General features: G+C 72.1%; 21 protein-coding genes, 1 tRNA gene and 1 pseudogene. 3 read left to right on the top strand and 20 right to left on the bottom strand.

Going from position 1 to position 23,240, the window contains the following annotated elements:
- Positions 1-40: 40 nt before the first annotated feature.
- The 17 genes and pseudogenes from ACA514_RS44670 to ACA514_RS44590 all read right to left on the bottom strand — a co-directional run bounded on the left by ACA514_RS44670 (position 41) and on the right by ACA514_RS44590 (position 18,120).
- On the bottom strand, positions 41-265 hold the full coding sequence (locus tag ACA514_RS44670) for a hypothetical protein (RefSeq protein ID WP_375047560.1): 225 nt from the start codon (positions 263-265) through the stop codon (positions 41-43).
- An 87-nt stretch (positions 266-352) separates the two neighbouring features.
- Complete coding sequence (locus ACA514_RS44665; RefSeq protein ID WP_375047559.1) at positions 353-769, bottom strand: hypothetical protein; 417 nt, start codon at positions 767-769, stop codon at positions 353-355.
- Between the two features lie 405 nt (positions 770-1,174).
- Positions 1,175-2,344: a glycosyltransferase family 4 protein gene (locus ACA514_RS44660; protein WP_375047558.1), complete on the bottom strand. Its 1,170-nt coding sequence runs from the start codon at positions 2,342-2,344 to the stop codon at positions 1,175-1,177.
- A 134-nt stretch (positions 2,345-2,478) separates the two neighbouring features.
- Positions 2,479-3,477: a DUF2207 domain-containing protein gene (locus tag ACA514_RS44655; RefSeq protein WP_375047557.1), complete on the bottom strand. Its 999-nt coding sequence runs from the start codon at positions 3,475-3,477 to the stop codon at positions 2,479-2,481.
- Between the two features lie 457 nt (positions 3,478-3,934).
- Positions 3,935-4,675 (bottom strand): annotated as a pseudogene (locus ACA514_RS44650) (L-threonylcarbamoyladenylate synthase); the annotation flags it as partial.
- Positions 4,676-4,793: 118 nt separating this feature from the next.
- Positions 4,794-5,654, bottom strand: coding sequence for a peptide chain release factor N(5)-glutamine methyltransferase (gene prmC, locus ACA514_RS44645; RefSeq protein WP_375047556.1), 861 nt, complete (start codon positions 5,652-5,654; stop codon positions 4,794-4,796).
- 108 nt (positions 5,655-5,762) lie between these two features.
- Positions 5,763-6,827 carry a peptide chain release factor 1 gene (gene prfA / locus ACA514_RS44640; RefSeq protein WP_375047555.1) on the bottom strand — a complete coding sequence of 355 codons (1,065 nt, stop codon included), beginning with the start codon at positions 6,825-6,827 and terminating at the stop codon, positions 5,763-5,765.
- A gap of 129 nt (positions 6,828-6,956) precedes the next feature.
- Entirely contained in the window at positions 6,957-7,175 is a 219-nt protein-coding gene (rpmE, locus tag ACA514_RS44635; RefSeq protein ID WP_151544542.1) for a 50S ribosomal protein L31, read from the bottom strand.
- Between the two features lie 223 nt (positions 7,176-7,398).
- On the bottom strand, positions 7,399-8,052 hold the full coding sequence (locus tag ACA514_RS44630; protein ID WP_375047554.1) for a response regulator: 654 nt from the start codon (positions 8,050-8,052) through the stop codon (positions 7,399-7,401).
- A 39-nt stretch (positions 8,053-8,091) separates the two neighbouring features.
- A complete protein-coding gene (locus ACA514_RS44625; RefSeq protein WP_375047553.1) occupies positions 8,092-9,471 on the bottom strand; it encodes a sensor histidine kinase in 1,380 nt (459 codons plus the stop codon).
- Positions 9,472-9,658: 187 nt separating this feature from the next.
- Positions 9,659-11,803 (bottom strand): transcription termination factor Rho, encoded by a 2,145-nt coding sequence (gene rho, locus ACA514_RS44620; protein ID WP_375047552.1) that lies wholly within the window; start codon positions 11,801-11,803, stop codon positions 9,659-9,661.
- A gap of 465 nt (positions 11,804-12,268) precedes the next feature.
- A complete protein-coding gene (thrB, locus tag ACA514_RS44615; RefSeq protein ID WP_375047551.1) occupies positions 12,269-13,222 on the bottom strand; it encodes a homoserine kinase in 954 nt (317 codons plus the stop codon).
- Complete coding sequence (thrC, locus tag ACA514_RS44610; RefSeq protein WP_375047550.1) at positions 13,222-14,289, bottom strand: threonine synthase; 1,068 nt, start codon at positions 14,287-14,289, stop codon at positions 13,222-13,224. Before thrC ends, thrB begins: the two co-directional genes overlap by 1 nt.
- Before the next feature lie 53 nt (positions 14,290-14,342).
- Positions 14,343-15,656 (bottom strand): homoserine dehydrogenase, encoded by a 1,314-nt coding sequence (locus tag ACA514_RS44605; RefSeq protein WP_375047549.1) that lies wholly within the window; start codon positions 15,654-15,656, stop codon positions 14,343-14,345.
- Positions 15,653-17,044 (bottom strand): diaminopimelate decarboxylase, encoded by a 1,392-nt coding sequence (lysA, locus tag ACA514_RS44600; RefSeq protein WP_375047548.1) that lies wholly within the window; start codon positions 17,042-17,044, stop codon positions 15,653-15,655. The genes ACA514_RS44605 and lysA overlap by 4 nt, the downstream gene beginning before the upstream one ends.
- Positions 17,041-17,721, bottom strand: coding sequence for a DALR anticodon-binding domain-containing protein (locus ACA514_RS44595; RefSeq protein WP_375047547.1), 681 nt, complete (start codon positions 17,719-17,721; stop codon positions 17,041-17,043). The genes lysA and ACA514_RS44595 overlap by 4 nt, the downstream gene beginning before the upstream one ends.
- A 36-nt stretch (positions 17,722-17,757) precedes the next feature.
- Positions 17,758-18,120: a response regulator transcription factor gene (locus ACA514_RS44590; protein WP_375047569.1), complete on the bottom strand. Its 363-nt coding sequence runs from the start codon at positions 18,118-18,120 to the stop codon at positions 17,758-17,760.
- Between the two features lie 130 nt (positions 18,121-18,250).
- On the opposite strand from ACA514_RS44590, the gene ACA514_RS44585 reads away from it, so the two are divergent.
- A tRNA-Arg gene (locus ACA514_RS44585) sits at positions 18,251-18,322 on the top strand.
- Between the two features lie 814 nt (positions 18,323-19,136).
- Here the strand turns inward: ACA514_RS44585 and ACA514_RS44580 are convergent.
- From ACA514_RS44580 to ACA514_RS44570, 3 genes are all read right to left on the bottom strand, one after another.
- Positions 19,137-19,436, bottom strand: coding sequence for a DUF6247 family protein (locus ACA514_RS44580; protein WP_375047546.1), 300 nt, complete (start codon positions 19,434-19,436; stop codon positions 19,137-19,139).
- Between the two features lie 312 nt (positions 19,437-19,748).
- Positions 19,749-19,982 carry a hypothetical protein gene (locus tag ACA514_RS44575; RefSeq protein ID WP_375047545.1) on the bottom strand — a complete coding sequence of 78 codons (234 nt, stop codon included), beginning with the start codon at positions 19,980-19,982 and terminating at the stop codon, positions 19,749-19,751.
- 172 nt (positions 19,983-20,154) lie between these two features.
- Positions 20,155-21,117, bottom strand: a complete 963-nt coding sequence (locus ACA514_RS44570; RefSeq protein WP_375047544.1) for an amidohydrolase family protein — start codon at positions 21,115-21,117, stop codon at positions 20,155-20,157.
- Positions 21,118-21,217: 100 nt separating this feature from the next.
- Between ACA514_RS44570 and ACA514_RS44565 the strand changes: the two genes are divergently transcribed.
- Positions 21,218-22,021, top strand: coding sequence for an IclR family transcriptional regulator (locus ACA514_RS44565; RefSeq protein WP_375047543.1), 804 nt, complete (start codon positions 21,218-21,220; stop codon positions 22,019-22,021).
- Positions 22,022-22,257: 236 nt separating this feature from the next.
- Complete coding sequence (locus ACA514_RS44560) at positions 22,258-23,175, top strand: NADP-dependent oxidoreductase (protein WP_375047542.1); 918 nt, start codon at positions 22,258-22,260, stop codon at positions 23,173-23,175.
- Positions 23,176-23,240 lie beyond the last annotated feature (65 nt).

Below are 23,240 nucleotides of genomic sequence, written 5' to 3'. Positions count from 1 at the left end.
TGGTGATGTTTCACGTAGGCTTCCTCGGCGGCGGGGCCGCTCAGGAGGAGTGGCGACCGTACTGCACGTAGACCAGGTAGACGGCGAGCGCGACACCGACGACCAGCCCGACCGGGATCAGCCAGGGCCACCCGGTCCACCAGGACAGCAGCCACCCGATCCCGCCCCAGATGATCATGCCGGACAGGAGGTAGCTGGGCACGGACCAGGCGACGTCGGCGAATTCCCGCTGGCCGTCCTCGGGCCGGCGCTTCTGCTCGCTCATCGCGCTCCGGACGATAGCAGGCCATGCCTGCGGTGGTCATATTGGAGTAGTCCGCCAGGACTGCGCGCCGCGGGAACATCCGGTACATCACGGACTCCGGTCCAGGGCGCTTTCGGGCTCGTCAATGTAGGGCCTCCGCTGCAGGGCGACGCGGAACTCGGCGGCGATCCAGCACAGGGCCAGCGCGATCACCGCCCAGCCGAAGACCTTGGTGTTCCAGACCGAGACCCCGTCCATGGCCGTGACCAGGACCATCACCGCGAGGATCTTCACCATGTAGCTGGCCAGCGCGGCCAGCATCATGGTCTGGGCGGAGATCTTCCCGGCCCAGGAGACCGCGACCGCGCTCACCGAGAAGAACGCGAGCACCACGACGGTGGCCAGCGCGGCCGCCAGCGCACCCTTGCCGCCCGCCGTCAGCAGGCCGATCAGGACGGCGCCCACCCCGACCGCCCCGGTCGGGATCGCGGCGCCGCGGAGGATCCGGGCGTCGGAAGATTGCATGAGGGCTCCGCCTGGTCACGTTCAGTGGTCGTCTCTTGTTCGTGAAAGGTATCACAAGCGTCCGGAATGTCCACAATTACCCTAGAGGTAACGCCCTGCCCGGCCTCGGTCCGGGCCCGGAGCCACGCTCGCACCACGGACCTTAACCCAGGTCACGGCACCCGATCCGGGGAACGGCCGGGACGCGCCGCGGGCAGGGGCCGCGGTGGACACGAGGCGTGAACACGTTCGAGAGGGTCGTCGCACCCTACCCGGGGGCCGCCCGCTCTACACCGGTAATCCGAATCGTATTCGACGGTCTGTAGTACACCGTCCCGCCGCCGGGTGGCACTCGTCACCGCACCCGGCGGACCTCCGCGCAGGCCGGCCGCCGGATCGGAACGGGCCGGCCGCCGGATCGCTCGGTCAGACCGGGAGCCGCGGCCGGGCCGCGGGCTGCTGCCCGGTGTCGCCCGGCTCCGCCGCCGCGTCCCGGCGCCGGCCGCGCGGCCGGCCGAACCGCAGCATCAGCAGCACCCCGACGATCGCGATCAGCAGCGTCGCCCCGAGGGTGATCCACGCGGCGTTGAACAGCGCCAGCCCGACCAGCCCGGAGGCCAGCAGCCCCACCCAGAAGTACATGATCAGCACGGCGCGGCGGGTGGAGTGCCCGAGCTTCAGCAGCCGGTGGTGCAGGTGCTGCTTGTCCGGCGAGAACGGCGACTTGCCCTGGTTGGTGCGGCGCCAGACCGCCAGCAGCATGTCCATGAACGGGACGGCGGCGACCGCCGGGATCAGCAGCACCGGCACGTACAGCGGGAACAGCCCGTTGGCCAGCACCGCCGGGTCGAACTGCCCGGTCAGCAGGATGGTGGACGCGCTGAGCAGCAGCCCGATCAGCATCGAGCCGGTGTCCCCCATGAAGATCTTCGCCGGGCTGAAGTTATGCGGCAGGAAGCCCAGGCACATCCCGAACAGCACGGCCGCGGTGAGCGTCGCCCCGCTCAGCGTGGACATCCCGTTGCTCTTCGTCAGCAGGTAGGCGTAGCCGAACAGGCCGAGCGCGGCGATCCCGACGACCCCGGCGGCCAGCCCGTCCAGGCCGTCGATGAAGTTCACCGCGTTGATCGTGGCGACCACGACGAACACCGTCAGCGGTACCCCGTAGGCGGGCGGCAGCGCCAGCGACTCGCCGTTCGGCAGCGGGATCGAGTAGATCTGGATGCCCTGCATGATGAAGATCCCGGCGGCCGCGACCTGCCCGGCGAACTTGGTGAGCGGGTCGACCTCCCACCGGTCGTCGGCGATCCCGACCAGCACGATCAGCCCGCCCGACATCAGCAGCGCCTTGCCCGCGCTGATGTCGCCGTTGGCCAGCACCTTGCGCATCTCCGGCAGCCCGGACGCGACGACCAGGGCGGCCACCATCCCGCCGAACATCGCCAGCCCGCCCAGCCGGGGCGTCGGGATCACGTGCACGTCCCGGTCGCGGGGCACGGCCTGCGCACCGAACCAGACGGCGAACCGGCGGACCGCCGGCGTCAGCAGATAGGCGACCAGGGCGGCGACCAGGATGGTGAGCAGGTATTCCCGCAACTCCCCCGCGCCTCCCTTCGCCGATCACCACTGCTGCACATGCCCCGAATGAACGCACCGTCACCTGGCGGAGGTTCCCGACCGGGTAAGACGTCCGCCAGGCGCGATCGGTTCGCCGTCGCGACCGGCCAACTCTAGTCCCACCGGGCCCCATCCGCCGCATATCCCGCCGTCTCGGACTCCCGGCCGTGCGCCACGGCCGCGCCGATGATCACGAGCGCGAGGCCCGCCAGCGTCCGGTCCCCGAGCGAGAACGCCCACGGGCCGCGGGCCAGCACGTCGTCCGCGACGTCCGAGACGATCAGCAGCGCGCCCATCGCGGCCGGCGCCGCGCCCATCCGCCGGTGCGGTACCGGCCCGCGCGCCGCCAGCACCACCGCGACCAGCGCCAGCACCAGCGCGGCGGTGCCCGGCCAGGTGCCCGCCCAGTGCGGCCGCGCGTAGCGCGGCGGCGCGACGCTGATCGCGTGCTTGGGGAGCCGGACCCGGACCGTCATCCCCTCATGCGGGGCAAGCGCGCTCTGCGAGAAGTCCACGGCGTAGCGGCCGTCGCGGTGGCCCAGGCAGCGGGTCGTCGCTCCCCGGCTGCCCGCCCGGCACGTCACGTGGCGCAGCGGCACCGGCGACTCGACCCGCACAACGGCGTCGCCGATCGGCACGCCCCAGCTCGTCCCGATCGCGTCCCACACCAGCTCGTCGTGGTCGGCATAAGGGGTGAACGCCCAGCCCACGGCGTACTCGATCACGTACGCCTGCCGGCCGCGCACCTCGCGGTGCCGGTCGCCGACCGCGATCTGCAGGTCGTTCAGCAGCCGCATCGTCCGGGCGCGGGCGGGCGCGCCGGTCGAGGAGCCCGCGCTGACGCCCCGGACGTCGAACAGCCGGTTCGCGCGGCGGAACGGCACCCGCCGGACGATCCCGTGCTCGCCGCCGCGATCGAAGTCGTAGGTGATCGTCTCCCGGACGTAGACCACGCCGTCGCGGCCGAGGGTGAGGACCACGTCGTAGGTCGGGATGCTCTCGCTGGGCACCGCCCGGCCCGCCGCGTCCGCCGCCACGGCGGGCAGCGCGAACACGACGATCACCAGCAGCACGCCCGCGGCGAACGCGGGCCCCCGGACACGGGCACGCATCTAAGAGAACTTATTGCAGCTCCCTCGGCGCCAGGCGGTGAACCGGCAGTTCCTTACCGTGCCCGCGGCGGCGGGGGCGGTCAGCTCACTGATCGTCCTTGGGCTTCGCCGGGGTGCCCGGGCCCGCCTCGGTCGCCTTGGGGGCGTCGGCCGCCTCGTCGGAGGCGTTCGGCGCGGCCTGCCCGGGCTTGTCCTCGTCCGGGTCCGTGGTCTCGGCGGCGCCCGCCATGAGGCCGGCGTCCTCCGGCGGCGTCCCGGGCGCGTCGGCGGCCTCGGGCGGGACGCCGGGGGCGTTCGCCGCCTCGGGCGGGACGGACAGCGCGTCCACCGATTCCGGCGGCGCCTGCGGGGCGTCCGCGGACCCGGCTGGGACGGACGGAGCGTCGGCGGGCTCAGCGGGGGCGGGGTCGGGCTCAGCCGGGGCGGGGGCGGGCTCAGCGGGCGCGTGGGCGGCTTCGGCCGCGGGCTGCTTGGTGAGGGAGGGCCCGGTCTCCACGGCGCCGGAGGCGGACGCTGTGAGCTCCGCCGGCTCCGGCACCGCGGGCGGCTCGTCCTCCTCGGTCAGCAGCACGCCGACGACGGCGCGGATCTTGTCCTCGGGGATCGCGCCGAGGCGCAGCAGCCGCGGCACGGAGCCGGTCAGGTCGATGATCGTGGACGGGTCGGCGTGCCCCGACCGGCCGCCGTCCAGGTACACCGACACCGAGTCGCCGAGCATCTTCTCGGCCTCGTCGGCGGTGCGCGCGGCGGGCTCGCCGGACAGGTTCGCGCTGCTGACGGCGAGCGGCCCGGTCTCCTTGAGCACCTCGACGGCGAGCTCGTGCATCGGCATCCGGACCGCGACGGTCCCCTTGGTCTCGCCGAGGTCCCACATGAGGTTCGGGTTGGCGCGGCACACCAGCGTCAGCGCGCCGGGCCAGAACTCGTCGATCAGGTCCTGGCCGTAGGTGCCGAGGTCCTCGACCAGCGCGGTCGCGGCCCGCACGGACCCGACCAGGACGGGCGGCGGCATGTCGCGCCCGCGGCCCTTGGCGTCCAGCAGCGCCTGCACCGCGGCGGGCGTGAACGCGTCGGCGCCGACCCCGTACACCGTGTCGGTCGGCAGGACGACCAGCTCGCCGCGCCGGACCGCCGAGACGGCGTCGGCGATTCCCCGGGTGCGCTCCATCGGCTCGGAGCAGTCATAACGTCGGCTCACGGTCGCCCGTCTTCCCATCTGCGCGGCGCTCGTCCTTTATGGCACGGCCCAGGATAGCCCCGTGACGTGCGGTGCCGCGTCCCGAGCCGGCCGGGCCCCGGACGGCGAGGGCGCGGGCCTAGTCGGAGACCAGGCGGGCGGTGACGAACCGGTCCCGGTTGGTCAGGTCGCGGCGGTTGCGGACGTCCCGCCAGCCGTTCTCCTCCGCGAAGATCCAGTAGACGCCGTTGCCCTGCAGGTCGCTGTGCTCGACGGCGACGTGGCCGCCGGGGCGCAGCAGGCGGCGGGCGGTGCGCTCGACGATCCGGATCGCGTCCAGGCCGTCGTCGCCGCCGCCCCACAGCGCGTCCGCGGGGTCGTGGTCGCGGACGTCGCGGGGCACGTACTCCCATTCGCTCATCGGGATGTACGGGGGGTTGCTGACGACGAGGTCGACGGTGCCGTCCAGCTCCGGCAGCGCGTTGCCGAAGTCGCCCAGGTGCAGGCGGACGCGGCCCCGCTCGTCCAGTTCCTCGATGTTGCGGGTCGCGTGCACGAACGCCTTGGGGTCCTTCTCCACGGCGTGCACGCGCGCGCGGGGGGCCTCCAGGGCGATCGACAGCGCGATCGCGGCCGACCCCGTCCCGAGGTCGACGACGAGCGGGTCGCGGACGTCCATGTCGCGCAGCGTCTCCAGCGCCCAGCCGACCATCACCTCGGTCTCCGGGCGCGGCACGAACACCCCCGGGCCGACCTTCAGCTCCAGGTAGCGGAAGAACGCCCGGCCGGTGATGTGCTGGAGCGGCTCGCCGGCCTCGCGGCGCGCGACGTACTCCCAGAACCGGGCGTCGAACGCGCCGTCGGGCACCCCGTGCAGCTCCGAGCGCTTCACCCCGTGCACGGCCGCGGCCAGCTCCTCGGCGTCCGCGCGCGGCGAGGCGGCCCCCGCGTCCGCAAGGCGCGCGGTGGCCCTGGCGATCTCGTCCAGCAACAGCGTCATGACCGTGCTCCTCGAGGGGGGACGACCCCCCACACCCCCCGGTTCGCTGCGCTCATGACCGTGCCTCTCGAGGGGGGACGACCCCCCACACCCCCGGGTTCGCTGCGCTCATGACTTCTGGGCTTCGGCCAGCCGGTGTTCCATGTCCGCGTCGACCAGCGCCTGCGTCACGTTGTGCAGGTCCCCGTCGAGCACCTGGTCGAGGTTGTAGGCCTTGTAGCCGACGCGGTGGTCGGAGATCCGGTTCTCCGGATAGTTGTAGGTGCGGACCCGCTCGGACCGGTCGACGGTGCGGACCTGGCTCTTGCGCTCGGCCGCCGCCGCCGCGTCCGCCTGCTCCTGCGCCATCGCCAGCAGCCGGGACCGCAGGATCCGCAGCGCCTGCTCCTTGTTCTGCAGCTGGCTCTTCTCGTTCTGGCAGGAGACGACGACGCCGGTCGGCAGGTGCGTGATGCGGACCGCGGAGTCGGTGGTGTTGACGCTCTGCCCACCGGGCCCCGACGAGCGGTACACGTCGATGCGCAGGTCGTTCGGGTCGACCTGGACGTCCACGTCCTCGGCCTCGGGCGACACCAGGACCCCGACGGCGCTGGTGTGGATGCGGCCCTGCGACTCGGTCGCGGGGACCCGCTGCACCCGGTGGACGCCGCCCTCGTACTTCAGCCGCGTCCAGACGCCCTCTTCCTGCGCGCCCTTCGCCTTCACCGCGACGGTGACGTCCTTGTAGCCGCCGAGGTCGGACGGATGGGAGTCGAGGACCTCGGTCTTCCAGCCGACCCGCTCGGCGTACCGCAGGTACATCCGCAGCAGGTCGCCGGCGAACAGCGCCGACTCCTCGCCGCCCTCACCGGCCTTGACCTCCAGGATCACGTCCTTGGAGTCGTTGGGGTCGCGCGGGACGAGCAGCCGCCGCAGCCGCTCCTCCAGTTCGTCCCTGCGCTTGTCCAGGTCGGCGGCCTCGGCGGCGAACGCCTCGTCCTCGCCGGCCAGCTCCCGGGCGGTGGCCAGGTCGCCCTCGGTGGTCGCCAGCTCCCGGTGCGTCTCGACGATCGGCCGCAGCTCGGCGTAGCGCTTGCCGAGCCGGCGCGCCAGAGCCTGGTCGGCATGGACGGACGGGTCCGAGAGCCGCCCCTCGATGCCGGCGTATTCGCTGATGAGTTCGTCGAGATTCACGGTGTGTCCTGGCCCGTCCCGGCCCGGGGGCGCGGCGGCCTCCGGAAGCCGACTCCGGACGGCCCGGGGACCTGGAGAGTCCCCGGGCCGTCCCTGGTGGCTGTGCGGCGCTGTGCGTGGTCGGCCGTGCTACTTGCCGGCCTTCTTCTTGCCGAAGCGCTGCTCGAAGCGCGCCACCCGGCCGCCGGTGTCCAGGATCTTCTGCTTGCCCGTGTAGAACGGGTGGCAGTTGGAGCACACGTCGGCGTGGATCACGCCGTTCTCGGCGGTGCTGCGGGTCTCGAAGGTGTTGCCGCACGTGCACGTCACGGTCGTGACGACGTAGTCCGGGTGAATGTCGGGCTTCATGGGTTCTCCTCGCATGGGGCGGTCGCCGGGCGCTCCCGCTCGCCGGGCCGTTTCCATGGGCGTGTTCCATGGGACGGGGCCACGGGAGATCGGGGAGGCGTGAACCGGTACCGCAGCGGTTGCACTCCAAGTGTGCCAGATACCCGAACGTGCCGAGGTCACCGGTCATTCCCGATCTTGCACGGGGGCGGGGCCCGGGCTCGCGCGATCGGGCCGGGGGCGGTCAGGCGTCGGCGCGGCCCAGGTAGGCGAGCACGGCCATCACCCTGCGGTGCCCGCCCTGCGCGGGCTGCAGGTCGAGCTTGGCGAAGATGTTGGAGATGTGCTTCTCCACCGCGCCCTCGGTGACGAACAGGTCCTGCGCGATGGCGCCGTTGGCGCGGCCCTGCGCCATCAGGCCCAGCACCTCGCGCTCGCGCGGCGTCAGCGCCTCCAGCGGGTCGCCGATGCGGCGCCGGCCGAGCAGCTGGCCGATCACCTCGGGGTCGATGACCGTCCCGCCGGCGGCGATCCGGCGGACCGCGTCGATGAACTCCGCGACGTCCGACACCCGCTCCTTCAGCAGGTAGCCGACGCCCTCGGCGCCGCCGCCGATCAGGTCCGTCGCGTACCGCTCCTCCACGTACTGCGACAGCACGAGGATCGGCGTGCCGGGCCTGCGCTCGCGGACGGCCAGCGCCGCGCGCAGCCCCTCGTCGGTGAACGACGGCGGCATCCGCACGTCCACGATCGCGAGGTCCGGTTCGTGCTCCTCGACGATGCCGAGCAGCCCCGGGCCGTCCCCGACGGTCGCGACCGTCTCGATCGCCGCGTCCGCGAGCAGCCGGACGAGCCCTTCGCGCAACAGCACCGAGTCCTCGGCGATCACTACCCGCATGCGCCCATTATCGGCCCTCGCGGGGTGCGCCGGGGCCCGTCACCAGGTGCAGGGCAGGTCCGCGCGGATGATCGTCGGGCCGCCGGGCGGGCTGTCCACGATCAGCATGCCGTCGATGGTGGCGGCCCGGTCGGCCAGCCCGGACAGCCCGCCGCCGGCCCGTGCCACGGCGCCGCCGGCGCCGTTGTCGGTCACCTCGACGACCACCCAGCGGTCCTCGCGGGCGACCCGGACGGACGCGCGGGTCGCCCGCGCGTACTTGGCGATGTTGGCGAGCGACTCGGCGACGATGAAGTAGGCGATGCTCTCCACCGCGGCGGGCGGGCGCTCCGGCAGGTCGACGTCGACCTCGACGGGCACCGGCGCGCGGCCGGCCAGCCCGGACAGCGCCGGGTCCAGGCCGCGGTCGGTGAGGATCGCCGGGTAGATGCCGCGGGCGAGGTCGCGCAGCTCGGTGATGGCCTCCTTGGTGCCGGCGTGCGCCTGCTCGATCAGCGCCCGCGCGCCCTCCGGGTCCTCGTCGAGCTTCGCGCGGGCCCGGCCGATGTCCATCGCGACGGCCAGCAGCCGCTGCTGCGCGCCGTCGTGCAGGTCCCGCTCGATGCGGCGGCGCTCGAACTCCGCCGCGTCCACGCCGCGCGCCCGGCTGGCCCGCAGGTGCGCCGTCCGCTTCCGCAGCTCCAGGTTCTCCGCCTGGGACGCGTTCGGGCCGAGCATCAGCCGCGCCCACAGCGCGTGGCCGATCGCCAGGGAGCGGGTCGCGTACATCGCCGGGACGAGCACGACCAGGCCCGCCACCGACACCGGGAGCGCCTCGAACGGGTTCCCGGACCAGTACGTCACCCACCCGAGGTTGATCTCCATGCCGCCGCCGAACAGCACGATCAGCGGCATGAACAGCAGGGTGCCCGTCAGCGCCCACGCGAACGCCGACGCCGCGAACTCCACCAGCGTGAGGGGGAGCAGCAGCCCGAGGTAGACCAGGTCTTTCCAGGTGGCCGGGTCGGCGGCCATCGTCCTCAGCCGGACGAACGGGTTGCGGCCCTCCGGCGGCCGGCGGTACGGGTCGGGGACGGCGACGCCGAACGCCGCCCCGACGAGCCGGCGCTCCAGCCGCGCGCCGAACCGCCACGCCACCATCAGCAGCGCCAGCAGCGGGAACCCCACCCAGATGATCAGCGTGCCGATCGACACCGCGAGCCCGGCGGCCAGCACCACGAACCAGGTCAGCCCGAACGCCAGACTCACCGCCAGGTACAGCGCGGAACACCAGGTCAGCGGGGATCGGACCATCGCGATCGGGTGCCAGGAGGCGGTCACGACCGACCGGGCCCCCGCGGCCGTCCGGGTCGCGCCGCCGGCCCCGCCGCTCGCCGGCGGGCCCTCGGCGCCCCCGTAGTCCCTGCTCAGCTCGCCCACGTCGTCCCTCCACGCCCCGTTCCAACCTACGGTGCAAGCCTGCCTTCCGGGACGCCCCGCCACCATGCGGGCCCCCGCCCGAACGGAGGTGGGGCTAACCCCACCATCGGCGCCCGCACCCGCCGCGGGAGCGGGAACGCGGAACGCCCCCGCCCGGAACCCGGACGGGGGCGTTCACGCACAGGGACTAGCGGTCGTCGGAGACCGTGGTCTTCTGCACCTGGAGCAGGAACTCGGCGTTGGAGCCGGTCTCCTTCATCTTCTCGATGAGGAGCTCCAGCGCCTGCTGGGTGTCGAGCGCGTGCAGCACCCGGCGCAGCTGCCAGACGACCCGCAGCTCCTCCGGCGCCATGAGGATCTCCTCCTTGCGGGTGGACGACTGGTCGACGTCCACCGCCGGGAAGATCCGCTTGTCCGCGAGCGACCGGTTGAGCTTCAGCTCCATGTTGCCGGTGCCCTTGAACTCCTCGAAGATGACCTCGTCCATCCGGGAGCCGGTCTCGACCAGCGCGGTGGCGAGGATCGTCAGCGAGCCGCCGTTCTCGATGTTGCGGGCCGCGCCGAAGAACCGCTTGGGCGGGTACAGCGCGGTCGAGTCGACACCGCCGGACAGGATGCGGCCGGACGCCGGCGCCGCCAGGTTGTAGGCCCGGCCGAGGCGGGTGATCGAGTCGAGCAGCACGACGACGTCGTGGCCCAGCTCCACCAGCCGCTTCGCGCGCTCGATCGCCAGCTCGGCGACCGTGGTGTGGTCCTCGGCGGGACGGTCGAAGGTCGAGTGGATGACCTCGCCCTTCACCGTCCGCTGCATGTCGGTGACCTCTTCCGGACGCTCGTCCACCAGGACGACCATCAGGTGGCACTCCGGGTTGTTCTTGGTGATCGCGTTGGCGATCGCCTGGAGCACCATCGTCTTGCCGGCCTTCGGCGGCGACACGATCAGCCCGCGCTGGCCCTTGCCGATCGGCGACACCAGGTCGATGATCCGCGTGGTCAGGATGTTCGCGTCGGACTCCAGCCGCAGCCGCTCCTGCGGGTACAGCGGGGTCAGCTTGGAGAAGTCGACGCGGCCCTTGGCCTGCTCCGGCTCCATCCCGTTGACGGTGTCGAGCCGCACGAGCGCGTTGAACTTCTCGCGCCGCTCGCCCTCGCGGGCCTGCCGGACGGCGCCGGTGATGACGTCGCCCTTGCGGAGGCCGTTCTTGCGGACCTGCGCCAGCGAGACGTACACGTCGTTCGGGCCGGGCAGGTAGCCGGTGGTGCGGACGAACGCGTAGTTGTCGAGGATGTCGAGGATGCCCGCGACCGGGATCAGGACGTCGTCCTCGGTGATCACCGGCTCCTCGTAGCGCTCGCGCGCCCCGCCGCGTCCCCGGTTGCGCTCGCGGAACCGGCGCCCGCGGCGGCTCCGGCCGCCCTCGTCGTCGTCGTGCTGGCCACCGCCGCCGCCCTGGCTCTGGCCGCGCTGGCGGCCACCGCCGTCGCGGTCGCTCCGGTCGCTCCGGTCGCTCCGGTCGCCGCGGTCGCCCCGCTCACCGCGGTCGCCCCGCTCACCGCGGTCGCCCCGGTCGCGGCCCTCGCCGCGGTCGCGGCCCTCGCCGCGCTCACGGCCGCCGCGCTGGCGCTGGCGCCCGCTCTCGCGTCCTTCGCGGCCGTCCCGGCCGGACTCGCGGCCGCCCTGCGCCTCGCCGTCCTCGGAGCCGCCGCCCTGGGCCGCGGCCGGCTCCCGGTTCTGCCGGTCGCCGCGCTCGCCCCGGCCCTCGGACGCCCCCCGGTCCTGCTTGTCGGCCGCGCGCCCGCCCTGGCGGCCGCCCTGCCGCTCGGCCCTCTCGGGGCGCTCGGCGGTCTTGCCGTCCTGCTTGTCGGACTGCTGCCTGCCGTCCTGCGCGCCCGGCTGCGCCTCGGCCGCGGCCGGCTCGGCGACGGCCGCGGGCGCGGTGTCGGGGATGGCGACCTGCTCGGAGGTCTCACGCTTGGCCGCGGCGCGGGTGCGGCGCGGACGCTCGGCCTTGGCCGGCTGCCCGGCCTTGCCCTGGTCGCCCTCGCCGGCCCCGGCGACGGCCCCGGCAGCGGCTCCCTGCTCGCCCGCCGAGCCCTGCCCCTGGCCGCCCTGCTTGTCCTGGATGGCGGCGATGAGCTGGCTCTTGCGCATCCCGGTCACGCCGGTGATGCCGAGGCTGGACGCGAGCGCCTTGAGCTCGGGCAGCACCATGGCCGAGAGGCCGGTGCCGCGGCGGCGCCGGGGGGCGGCGGACTCCGCGCCGTTCTGGGCGGCGTCGGCCGCGGGTGCCGTGCTGGATGCGTCCGTAAGGAGTTCGCTGGATTCGCTCACTAAGGGTCCTTCCCAGGGAGCGGGCGTCGGCCGGCAGTTCGGCCGGTCAACCCGGTAATACGGCCCGGCGGGGGCGCCGAGTCGGGCTCCGCTGATCACGATGGGGCCGGGATCGGCGATTTTCTGGGCACAGCCAGATGATGGACGGGACGGTTCGCTCGCACGTGTCCCCGTCACCGCCACGTCCGAAGTTTCGCTGGAATGCCTGACAACGGAATGTCACGGTGTCGGGGAGCCTGGTACGCGGGACCGACACGGCCGGAGGGCCGGACAGGCGACGCGCGGCTGACGAGCACGCTGCCCCGAACGGGGCATCTGGTGCGGCAATCAGCCTAACATCACCAGGGCACACTGCTATTCCCCAGAGGTCGATGTCTTCGCATTTTACCTAGGTGGATCTTGTGCGGACCCACACCGGCCGGAGCGTCGCGGCGATCCCGGCAGCGGTCCCCCACCGGCACCGCGTCACGTCCGGTGGTCGGGTTCACCGGGCAGGACGCGTGCACCGCGGGTCGCGACGTCCAACGGGTGTTCGTGCCACCCATTACCCACTCGCAGAGCCATCGAATCAACTCGTGATGCGGTTGTGAAGGCCAGGACAGTGGGTCCCGCCCCGGAAATCACCGCCGGTACTCCGGCCGAACGGAGCCGTTCGAGGAGTTCCGCCGACTCCGGCATCGCGGGCGCGCGGTAATTCTGGTGGAGCCGGTCCTGCGTGGCGTCCAGCAGGACGTCGGCGCCGAGGCCGCCCGAGAGCGCGGCGACGAGCAGCGCGGCGCGTCCCGCGTTGGCCGCCGCGTCGGCGTGCGGGACGCCGTCCGGCAGCAGCCCGCGCGCCCGCTCGGTCGCCAGGCGCTGCTCGGGGACGAACGCCACGACCTGCCTGACCTGCGGATCCAGCCGGACGAGGCGGGCCCCGCCCGGGGCCGTCCAGGCGATGGTCAGGCCGCCCGCCAGGCACGGCGCGACGTTGTCGGGATGCCCCTCGATGTCGGTCGCGAGGCGCAGCGCGGCGTCGTCGTCCATCAGGTCGCCGTGCGGGTGCAGCGCCCGCGCGGCGACGATCCCCGCGACGATCGCGGCCGACGACGAGCCGAGCCCGCGGCTGTGCGGGATGCGGTTGCGGCACCGCAGCCGGATGCCCTTCGGCTGCCCGGCCGGCTGGCCGGGTCCGGCCGCGGCGAGATCGTCGAGCACGTCGAACGTCCGCCGCAGCACCTTCACGATCAGGTGCCGCTCGCCGCGGTCGGCGACCTCGGCGCCCTCCCCGTCCACCTCGATGGACACCCCGTCGCCGGTCAGCGCCACCTCGACGTCGTCGTGCAGCGACAGCGCGAGGCCGAGCGAGTCGAAGCCCGGCCCGAGGTTGGCGCTCGTCGCCGGCGTCCGCACCACGACGGACCTCTCCGGCGGGTTCATCAGGCGAGGCCGAGCGCGGCGGCCGCCTCGTGGGCGTCGACGCGGACGACCGTCGGGGCCGGCGCGCCGGAGATCGCCCAGTCGGGGTCCTTCAGGCCGTTGCCGGTCACCGTGCAGACGACCCGCGTCCCGGGCTTCACCACGCCCCGCTCGGCGGCCTGCAGCAGCCCCGCCACGCTCGCCGCGGACGCCGGCTCCACGAACACGCCCTCTTCCCTGGCCAGCAGCCGGTAGGCGGCCAGGATCTGCCGGTCGGTGACCGAGTCGATCGCGCCGCCGGACTCGTCGCGCGCGGCGATCGCGAGGTCCCAGGACGCGGGGTTCCCGATCCGGATCGCGGTGGCGATCGTCTGCGGCTTCAGCACCGGCTCGCCCTTGACGAACGGCGCCGCGCCGCTGGCCTGGAAGCCCAGCATCCGGGGCGTCCGCGCGGCCACCTTGTCGGCGGCGTACTCCTTGTAGCCCATCCAGTACGCCGAGATGTTGCCGGCGTTGCCGACGGGCAGGCAGTGCACGTCCGGCGCGTCGCCGAGCGTGTCGACGATCTCGAACGCGGCGGTCTTCTGGCCCTGCAGCCGGTACTTGTTGACGGAGTTGACCAGCGCCACCGGATAGTCGACCGACAGCTTGCGGGCCAGCTCCAGGCAGTCGTCGAAGTTGCCGTCGACCTGGAGCAGCCGCGCGCCGTGCACCAGCGCCTGCGCCAGCTTCCCCATCGCGATCTTGCCGTTGGGGACGAGCACCGCGCACGTCATCCCGGCCCGCACCGCGTACGCGGCGGCCGACGCGGAGGTGTTGCCGGTCGAGGCGCAGATGACCGCCTTGGCGCCGTCCTCGGCCGCCTTGCTGATCGCCATCGTCATCCCGCGGTCCTTGAACGAACCGGTCGGGTTGAGGCCCTCGACCTTCAGGTGCACCTCGCAGCCGGTCAGCTGGGAGATCCGGACGGCCGGCACCAGCGGCGTGCCGCCCTCCAGCAGCGTCACCACGGGCGTCGCGTCCGTCACCGGAAGCCGGTCGCGGTATTCCTCGATGAGGCCGCGCCACACGCGGGCGTTCCCGTTCACGTCGGTGTCTCCTTGGCTGACCTGCGGATGTGGACCCGGATTCTACCGGGATCTCACTCTTCGCCCTCGACGCGCATGACGCTGGCGACCTCGCGGACGCTGTCCAGCCCCCGCAGCCCCCGCACCACCGCCGAAAGCGCCGCGTCCGGGGCCCGGTGCGTCACCACCACGAGCTGCGCCTCCTCGCCCAGCCCCACCTGCCGGACGGCCTGGATCGACACCTCGTGGCGGGCGAACTCCTCCGCGACGGTGGCGAGCACGCCCGCCTCGTCCGTCACGTCCAGATGGATGTAGTAGCGGGTCACGGTCTCGCCCATGGGCAGCACCGGGAGCTTCGCGTACGTCACCTCGACCGGGCCGGGCGTGCCCCCGACCACGTTGCGCGCCACGGCGACCAGGTCGCCGAGCACCGCCGACGCCGTCGGGGCGCCGCCCGCGCCCGCGCCGTAGAACATCAGCGACCCCGCCGACTCGGCCTCCACGAACACCGCGTTGTAGGCCTCGCGGACGCTGGCCAGCGGATGCGTCCGCGGGATCATCGCCGGGTACACCCGCACCGACACCCCGCGCCCGTTCCGGCCGTCGTCCGACGGGACGCGCTCGCAGATCGCCAGGAGCTTGACCACGCAGTCCATGCCCTTGGCGCCCGCGACGTCCGCCGCGGACACCTCGGTGATGCCCTCCCGGTGCACGTCCGCCGCCGTCACCGGCGTGTGGAACGCCAGCTGCGCCAGGATCGCCGCCTTCGCCGCGGCGTCGAACCCCTCGACGTCCGCCGTCGGGTCCGCCTCCGCGTACCCGAGCGACTGCGCCTCCTCCAGCGCCTCGTTGAACCCCGCGCCGGCGGAGTCCATCTGGTCGAGGATGTAGTTCGTCGTGCCGTTGACGATGCCCAGCACCCGGTGCACGTGGTCGCCGACCAGCGACTCCCGCAGCGGCCGCAGCAGCGGGATCGCCCCCGCCACCGACGCCTCGTAGTACAGGTCCGCGCCGTACTCCCGGGCCGCCGCGAACAGCGTCGCCCCGTCCTCGGCCAGCAGCGCCTTGTTCGCGGTGACGACCGACTTGCCGGTCTTCATCGCCTCCAGGATCAGCGTCCGGGCCGGCTCGATGCCGCCGATGACCTCGACGACGATGTCCACGTCGTCCCGCGTGACCAGCGCCTGCGCGTCCGTGGTGACCAGCTCCGGGTCGACGCCCGCGCGCACCCGCTCGGGCCGCCGCACGGCGACCCCGGCCAGTTCCAGCGGCGTCCCCACCCGCGCGGCGAGATCGTGGGCCTGCTCGTTCAGCAGCCGGACGACCTCGCTGCCGACGGTGCCGCATCCCAGCAGCGCGACCCGCAGCGGGCCACGTTCGGGTTTCACGCTCCGACCTCCGCATCCAGCCGCAGCAGGTCCTCGGCGGTCTCCCGGCGGACGATCACGCGCGACCTGCCGTCCCGCACCGCCACCACGGCGGGCTTCGGGACGTGGTTGTAGTTACTGGCCATCGAACGACAGTACGCACCGGTCGCGGCGACCGCCACCAGGTCCCCCGCCGCAATATCTTCGGGGAACCACAGGTCCCGCACGACGATGTCGCCGCTTTCGCAGTGCTTGCCGACAAGCCTACTGAGCATGGGCCGCGCGTCCGACGACCGGCTGGCGAGCGCCCCGGTGTACTCCGCGCCGTACAGGGCGGTGCGCAGGTTGTCGCTCATCCCGCCGTCCACCGACACGTACGTCCGCAGGCCCTCCACGTCCTTCACCGTGCCGACCTCGTACAGCGTCACGCCGCCCGGGCCGATGATCGCCCGGCCCGGCTCCACCGTCAGCCGCGGCATCGCCAGCCCGTACGCGCGGCACTCGTGCGCCACGATCTCCCGCAGGCCGTCCGCGATCGACTTCGGGTCGTGCGGCTCCTCCCCCGGCAGGTACGCGATCCCGTACCCCCCGCCGAGGTCGAGCTCCGGCAGCTCGATCCCGTGCTCGTCGCGGATCGCCACCAGCAGCTCCGCCAGCCGGTGCGCCGCGACCTCGAACCCGTCCACGTCGAAGATCTGCGACCCGATGTGGCTGTGCAGCCCCACCAGCTCCAGCTGCTTCAGCGCCAGTACCCGCCGCACCGCCTCCAGCGCCGCCCCGGAACTCCGGGAGAACCCGAACTTCTGGTCGTCGTGCGCCGTCGCGATGAACTCATGGGTGTGCGCCTCGACGCCCGTCGTGACCCGCACCATCACCTTCGGCCGGACGCCCTTCTCCTGCGCCAGGTACCCCAGCCGCGCGATCTCCTCGAACGAGTCGACCACGATCCGCCCGACCCCGACCTCCAGGGCCTTCTCCAGCTCCCAGGACGCCTTGTTGCTCCCGTGCAGCGTGATCCGCTCCGTCGGGAAGCCCGCCGCCAGCGCCACGGCCAGCTCGCCGCCGCTGCACACGTCCAGCCCGAGGCCCTCCTCCTTCAGCCACCGCGCCACCGCCGTGCACAGGAACGCCTTGCTCGCGTAATGCACGTCACCGTCGTGGAACGCCGCCACGTACTCCCTCGCGCGGGACCGCACGTCCTCCTCGTCGTAGACGTACAGGGGCGTCCCGTACTCCTTCGCCAGGTCCCGCACGTCGATGCCGCCGATCGTCAGCACGCCGCCCTCGCGGGTCGCGCCACGCGGCCAGACGTGCGCGTCCAGGGCGTTCAGATCGTCCGCCGGGCCCGCCGGGTGGTCTTCGGGCAGGACGTCAGCGTGCCGGGGCCCGGCAGGGTGAACTCGACTCATATCCGCTCTCTTGGGGTCTCACCGATCATCTTCAGGCCGTTGCCGAGGGCGATGCGCACGGCCCGCGCCAGCCCGACGCGTCCCGCGTGCACCGCCCCGGGTTTCTCGCACCCCACCGGCACGGCCGGGCACCGCTCATGGACGTCGTGGTACGCCCCGGCCACCCTCTCCAAGCAGAACGCCAGCGGCCGGGCATCGCCTTCCCGCTCCGCCTGCGCCGCCCGCCCGGGCACCTCCGCGAGCACCCCCACCAGCCGCGTCTCCTCGCGTCCGGGCCGCTCGAGCCGCCCTTCCGGCACCCCGAGATCCCGAGCCCACCGCCCCACCCAGCACGCCCGCGCATACGCGTACCGCACCGCGAACCCGGGGTTCTCGAACGTCCTGGGCCGGTCGTCCCACCCGAACCGCGGAACACTCGCCGCCCCGTAACCGGGTTCCCGCAGAACGGCCTGCACCACGTCCGCCGCCGGCACCTCGACCCGCACGAACCCGCCCCCGGTCACCGTCCCCCCGACCCGCTTCGCGATCACCTCGGGCCCGACCCCGAGCACCAGCGCCACCGGACTCTCGAACACCCCCGCGCCGCGCGCGAGAACGACCACCCCGTCGGGCACGGCGACGTCCAGCTCGCCCTCCGCGACGGCCTCGGTCACCGCCGCCAGAAGGGCATCGCTCACCTCGGCCGGAGTCACCCTGGTGAGACTATCCGACCACTATCTGGACACCGCAGCGAGTTTCCGCACCGTCTGGATCAGCTGGTTCGGGTCGAACGGCTTCGTCACGTAGGCGTCCACGCCGATCTCGTGGCCCCGCCTGATGTCGTGCTCCTGCGCCCGCGCGGTGATCATCACCACCCGGATGTGCGCCGTCCCCGGGTCCTCCCGCAGCTTGATCGCGGTCACCCAGCCGTCCAGCCGCGGCATCATCACGTCCAGCGTGATCACGTCCGGCCGCGCCCCGGCCACCTTCTCCAGGCAGTCCTGACCGTCCACCGCGGTCGACACCTCGAACCCCTCGAGTTGCAGGTTCACCGCGATGAGCTGCCGGATCACCTCGTCGTCGTCGACGACCAGCACCCGTCCCAGTGGCTCGGTCACGGCCTCGAAGTTAGTCGACTCCTCCCCCGAACGCACGGCGAACGTCCACGTACGCGTCACCCCGCCAACCCTGGTAACCTTCCAACACGCGCCGCACCGCGACGCAAGGGCCCCCTTAGCTCAGGGGATAGAGCAACGGCCTCCGGAGCCGTGTGCGCAGGTTCGAATCCTGCAGGGGGCACCCAGAAACGATCAGCCAAAACCCCGGTTGACCAGGCACGATGCCGGTCTCCGGGGTTTCGTGTATGTGCAGCCGTATGCCAGCGGAAGCCGCCATTCGTCGCCGTTCACGGAACATACGCGGAACGGGAGTGAGGCCATCTGCGCAGGTCACTCCTACTGAAAGAGTCCCGGCGTGGAACCGGGGCTCTACGTTAGCGGCCAAGAGCCGCATCCATCCGTGCAAACCAGTGCCAGTCCTCGCCGTCAAGGGACGGCGGCGCTCAGGCCACTGCGCGGCCCCGCGCCGGGCCGCCCCGAGCGTGCGGCGTGGGCGCCGGTCACCGGGCGGCCGCGCCGGGCCGCGCATCGCGACGCGTCCGCCGGCCCGCCCCGCCCGCAGCGGGGGCACGCCGCCCTATCCCTCCAGAGGCTCCGTTCGCCTGAACTTCGGTTCCTGACTCACCCCGAAACAGGCGACCACACGTGGCTCGTCCGGACTCATAAAGAGCTGGAAGTGGTACGCCGGGTCACGGTGCTGAGTCACAATCCACACAAGCGCCTCCTCCAAGTCGCAGGCCCGAAGGCTGTGCAACGCCTCGGCATAGCCCAATGTCGGTATGCCGTTCTCCCGAACGATCTCTTCGCGCACCGAGTAGAGCCCGACGATATCTGGGAGGGGTAGTGGATTCGTGTCCGTCCGTAGGTCAGCTCCACTGAGCAGGGCATCTCGACATGCCCTGTGAGCTTCCCCGTCCCGATCAAGTAGCGCAGCCAACGTGTCCCGATGTTCAGCTCGTACAGCGCGCGCCCGTGGAAGCCGTCGAAGCGGTGGGTCACACCCGGCCTTCCCAACCCGGCGGCGTGTACCGCACGAAGGCGTCCTCACGGCCCTGCAGGGCGTCCTGGACGGCCTCCTCGTAGCCGGGACGGGCGTAGGCGATGGCTCGTAGGCGCCACTGCTGGAGCAGAGTACGAACCTGCTTGAACCGCGCCAGGTCGTGCGCAGCGTCCAGCGCCTGGTCGTACTCGGCCCGGAACTGCTCCCGATGTGACCGTGGGAGCGCGTCGTAGATCGCGGCCGGATCCTCGCCGGGATCGTGCGGCGCGGACGGTTCCTCGGGCTGGGCGGTCATGGCCCCAATCTACCGGTGCTCGTTGCGGAACATGTGCGGAACGGGCGAGCCTAGGAGGGACGGGACGGAGCGTCCGTGCGCAGGTCAGAGGCCCTGTGGCCGGTGATCTCCGGAGCCGTGTGCGCAGGTTCGAATCCTGCAGGGGCACCAGACAGAAGGGAACGGGAGACGGTTTCACCGTCGCCCGTATTTGTTTTCTCTAGCGCGTCCGGTGCCGCCCGCATGTGCTGCCCCATCGTGGCGCCGATCAGCGTGACCTGGCAGTCGGCGATATCGGTTCGCTCGTCGTCTTGGATTTCCAATCGGAATACCTCAAAGAGGCGTCGGAGCGCCGCCGCGCGCGCTCCGAATGTCGTGCATGAGGTCTATGTCGCCGTCGCCAAGGTGCTCCGGGTTCTTGACCAAACGACTTCTCCGGGCCTCGATGTCGTCGATCGCACGGCGGAATGAATCGATCTTTTCCTGGCGCTCCCGCGCCTCGTTATTCTGTGCTGTCAGCAGGCTGGTACCGAGACGTGCTCTGCGATTCGGGCCGGAGATGTTCACAGCGAAGAACTCGCTGACCCCGGACAGAAGGTCCTTTTCAGGAACCCACAGACTCTTTCGGATGAACTTGGGAGCGGTTCGAGGCAGGAGTTATCACGCCGCTCGGCCGGTGTTGTTTTTGGCGTGATCGTCTCGGGTGGATCGGTCGCCGACTCCTATGACCGTTGGGTGATCAGCGTTCGGGCTTTTGGCCCAGGAGGAGGTCGGCGTTGCGTGTGGTGAGGGATCGCCAGTCCGGGTGTCCGTCGGCGAGAACCGAGTCGAGTGACGCCAGCAGGCGCAGGGCGAGTTCGTGTTGCGTCCAGGCGTAGTCGCTGCCGTAGAGCAACCGCTCTGGCCTGGCGATGCTGGTGAGCGCGGCGATCTGCTGCTTCGACGGCATGCCGGCGAGGTCGTAGTAGAAACGGCCGAGGATGTCGGCGACCGTGACGCGGTCGGCCGCTTCGCCGCCGATCGTGCGGAACGCTTCGACGCGCTCGGTGAGCAGCGGCAGCACTCCGCCGAGGTGGGGCACGATCAGGCGGATGCGGGGGAACTTCGCTGCCGCGCCGCTGAGGATGAGGTCGATGACCGTACGGGCTGTCTCGAAGAGGAACTCGATCATCGGGTGCGGCCGTCCTGACGACAGTTCCTCGTGGCCCGGGCAGGTGGTCGGGTGCAGCAGGACGATCGCCGCGCGGCGGTCGAGTTCGGCGAGCAGCGGCGTGAACCGCTCGTCGGCGAGCCGGATTCCTGCGTGGTTGGACAACAGCGCCACGCCGTCGGCACCGAGTTCGTCGAAGCAGTAGGCGATCTCCGCCAGTGCGCCGTCCACATCGGGCAGCGGCAGGGTGGCGAACTGCCCGAACCTGTCCGGATGCTCTCGCACCTCCTGGGCGCAGAACTCGTTGACCTCGCGGGCCAGGGAACGGGCGGCCCGATCGTCACCGAAGTGGGTGCCCGGCGAGGACAGCGACAGCATCGCTTTGGCGATCCCGGCCTCGTCCATGAGCGCCAGATGCTCTTCGGCGGTCCATCGCGGCCAGTAGGCCTCGGGCATGCCGTCGGGTTGCACGTGACCGCCTGCTTTGGCGGCCTCGATGTAGTGCGGGGTGGTGAAGTGGGCGTGGAAGTCGATCAGGCCTTGCGTTCTCATCCGTTTCCTCCCAGGTGCGTGTGCTCTGGCGTCACGTTTACGCTAGGCAGACAGGCCATCCAATGGCACCAGGCATGCCACTGAGTAAAACGGAGATGTGGTGCCGACTTCAGATCCGCCCCAGGCGAGTTCCGGGGCCCGGACGCCCGCGGCGTCCCCCAAAGTGGGCGAGGCGGTGATCGACCGAGCCTTCGCCGTGCTGGGCGCCTTCGACGCCGACCACCGCGTCCTGCCCCTGACGCGCCTCGCCCAGCGGACCGGTCTGCCCCGCAGCACCGCGCTGCGCCTGGCCCGCAAACTGACCGAGGCGGGGGCGCTGGAGCGCCTCGACGACGGCCGCTACGTCATCGGATTGCGGCTGCTGGAGATCGCCTCGCTCGCCCCGCGCGGGCACGGGCTGAGGGCCGTGGCGATGCCCTACCTGGAGGACCTCTTCCACGTCACGGGCCAGCACATCGTGCTGGCGGTGCGGGACGGCGCCGAGGCCATGCTCGTGGAGCGGCTGTCCGCGCACAACGCGAGTCCCGCGCTTTACCGGGTCGGAGGCCGCATGCCCCTGGCCCGGACCGGTGTCGGCCTGGTCCTGCTGGCCCACGCCCCCGCCGATGTGCAGGAGCAGGTCCTCGGACGCTTCGAGCCGGGCCATGGCTGCGACGGGATGCGCACCGCCGAGGATCTGCGCCGTGTCCTCGCCGAGGTCAGGCGGGGCGGCTATGCCATCGGAAGCCAGGCCGAGCCCCTGCCGCACACCACGGCGGCGGCGCCGGTCCGCGACGCGGACGGCGTCGTCGTCGCCGCCGTGTCCGTGGTGGCACCGAGCGTTGATTTCGACGTGGCGGTCTATGTTCCGGCCGTCCGCGCCGCCGCGCGTGCCATCTCGCGGGAGATGAACGACGGCCGCTGAGCCTGCTGTTGCGGTGCGCCGCCCCGCTCCTCTGGCGGGCGGTCAATCCCCCGCCTCGTCGTCCTCGTCCCCGCAGGAGCAACCTTCGTTAACGGAAAGCTCGTCGAACGCCCACAGATGATCCGCCACCACGGACGGACGGGCCACTGAAACGCGTCGAGTTCCACCGCAGTGGGGAACACACAGTCACGGACCTGCGCATAGGGCCAGCGAGCACGAGGTATACGGAGGCAGAAATGAAAGCGATCGTCGCGACCGATCAGGCCGCGGAAGCGGCCGGGATCAAGCTGGCGGAGCGGCCCGAGCCGACGCCGGCGATCAACGACGTCGTCGTTGAAGTCCATGCGTCGGGCTTCGTCCCGGCAGAGTGGGAGTGGCCCTCGACGTGGGTCGATCGCTCCGGTCACGACCGAGCCCCGGCGATCATCGGCCACGAGTTCGCCGGAGTGGTCGCCTCCCTCGGCTACGGCACGACGGGACTCTCGGTGGGCCAGCGGGTGTTCGGGATCACGGACTGGCACCGCGACGGAACCCTGGCCGAGTACGCGGCCGTGGAGGCGCGCAACCTCGCGCCGCTGCCCGGGGCCGTCGACTTCACGATGGGTGCGAGCCTGCCGATCTCCGGCCTGACCGCATGGCAGGGCCTGTTCCAGCATGGTCGTCTTCGGGCGGGGCAGAGCGTCCTCGCACACGGCGCCGCCGGCGCGGTCGGATCTGTGGTGACGCAGCTCGCCCGGGAGTTCGGCGCCTACGTCATCGGTACCGGGCGGGCGGCGGACCGCCAGGCGGCGCTCGACTTCGGCGCGAACGAGTTCCTCGCGCTCGACGACGGGGATCTCGAAGACATCGGAGGGGTCGACCTGGTCTTCGATGTCATCGGCGGTGACGTCCAGAGGCGCTCGGCGGGCATCATCCGGCCTGGCGGGACGCTGGTGTCGGTGGTCGGGCCTGCTGAGACCCGCCCTGTCGACGGTCTCGCGGTCGACTTCGTCGTCGAGTCCGTTCCCAGTCAGCTGGTGGAGATCGTCGACCGGGTGCGGGACGGGCGCCTTCGCACGCACATCGGAACCGTGGCGACCCTCGACGACGCCGTCCCCGTGCTCAACCCGACCGAGCGGCGCAAGGGCAAGACCGTCATTCGCGTGCGCCCCTGAGCTTCCTGGAACGGACGGAGCGGCAGGAGTCGACGAGGGGAAAATCAGGCGGACTGGTGTGGCCG

This window comes from Actinomadura sp. NTSP31, assembly GCF_041951385.1.
Taxonomy (GTDB): Bacteria; Actinomycetota; Actinomycetes; order Streptosporangiales; family Streptosporangiaceae; genus Spirillospora; species Spirillospora napierensis.
The sequence above is the reverse complement of the archived record's forward strand: the minus strand, read 5'-3'. Positions and strand labels throughout refer to the sequence as shown.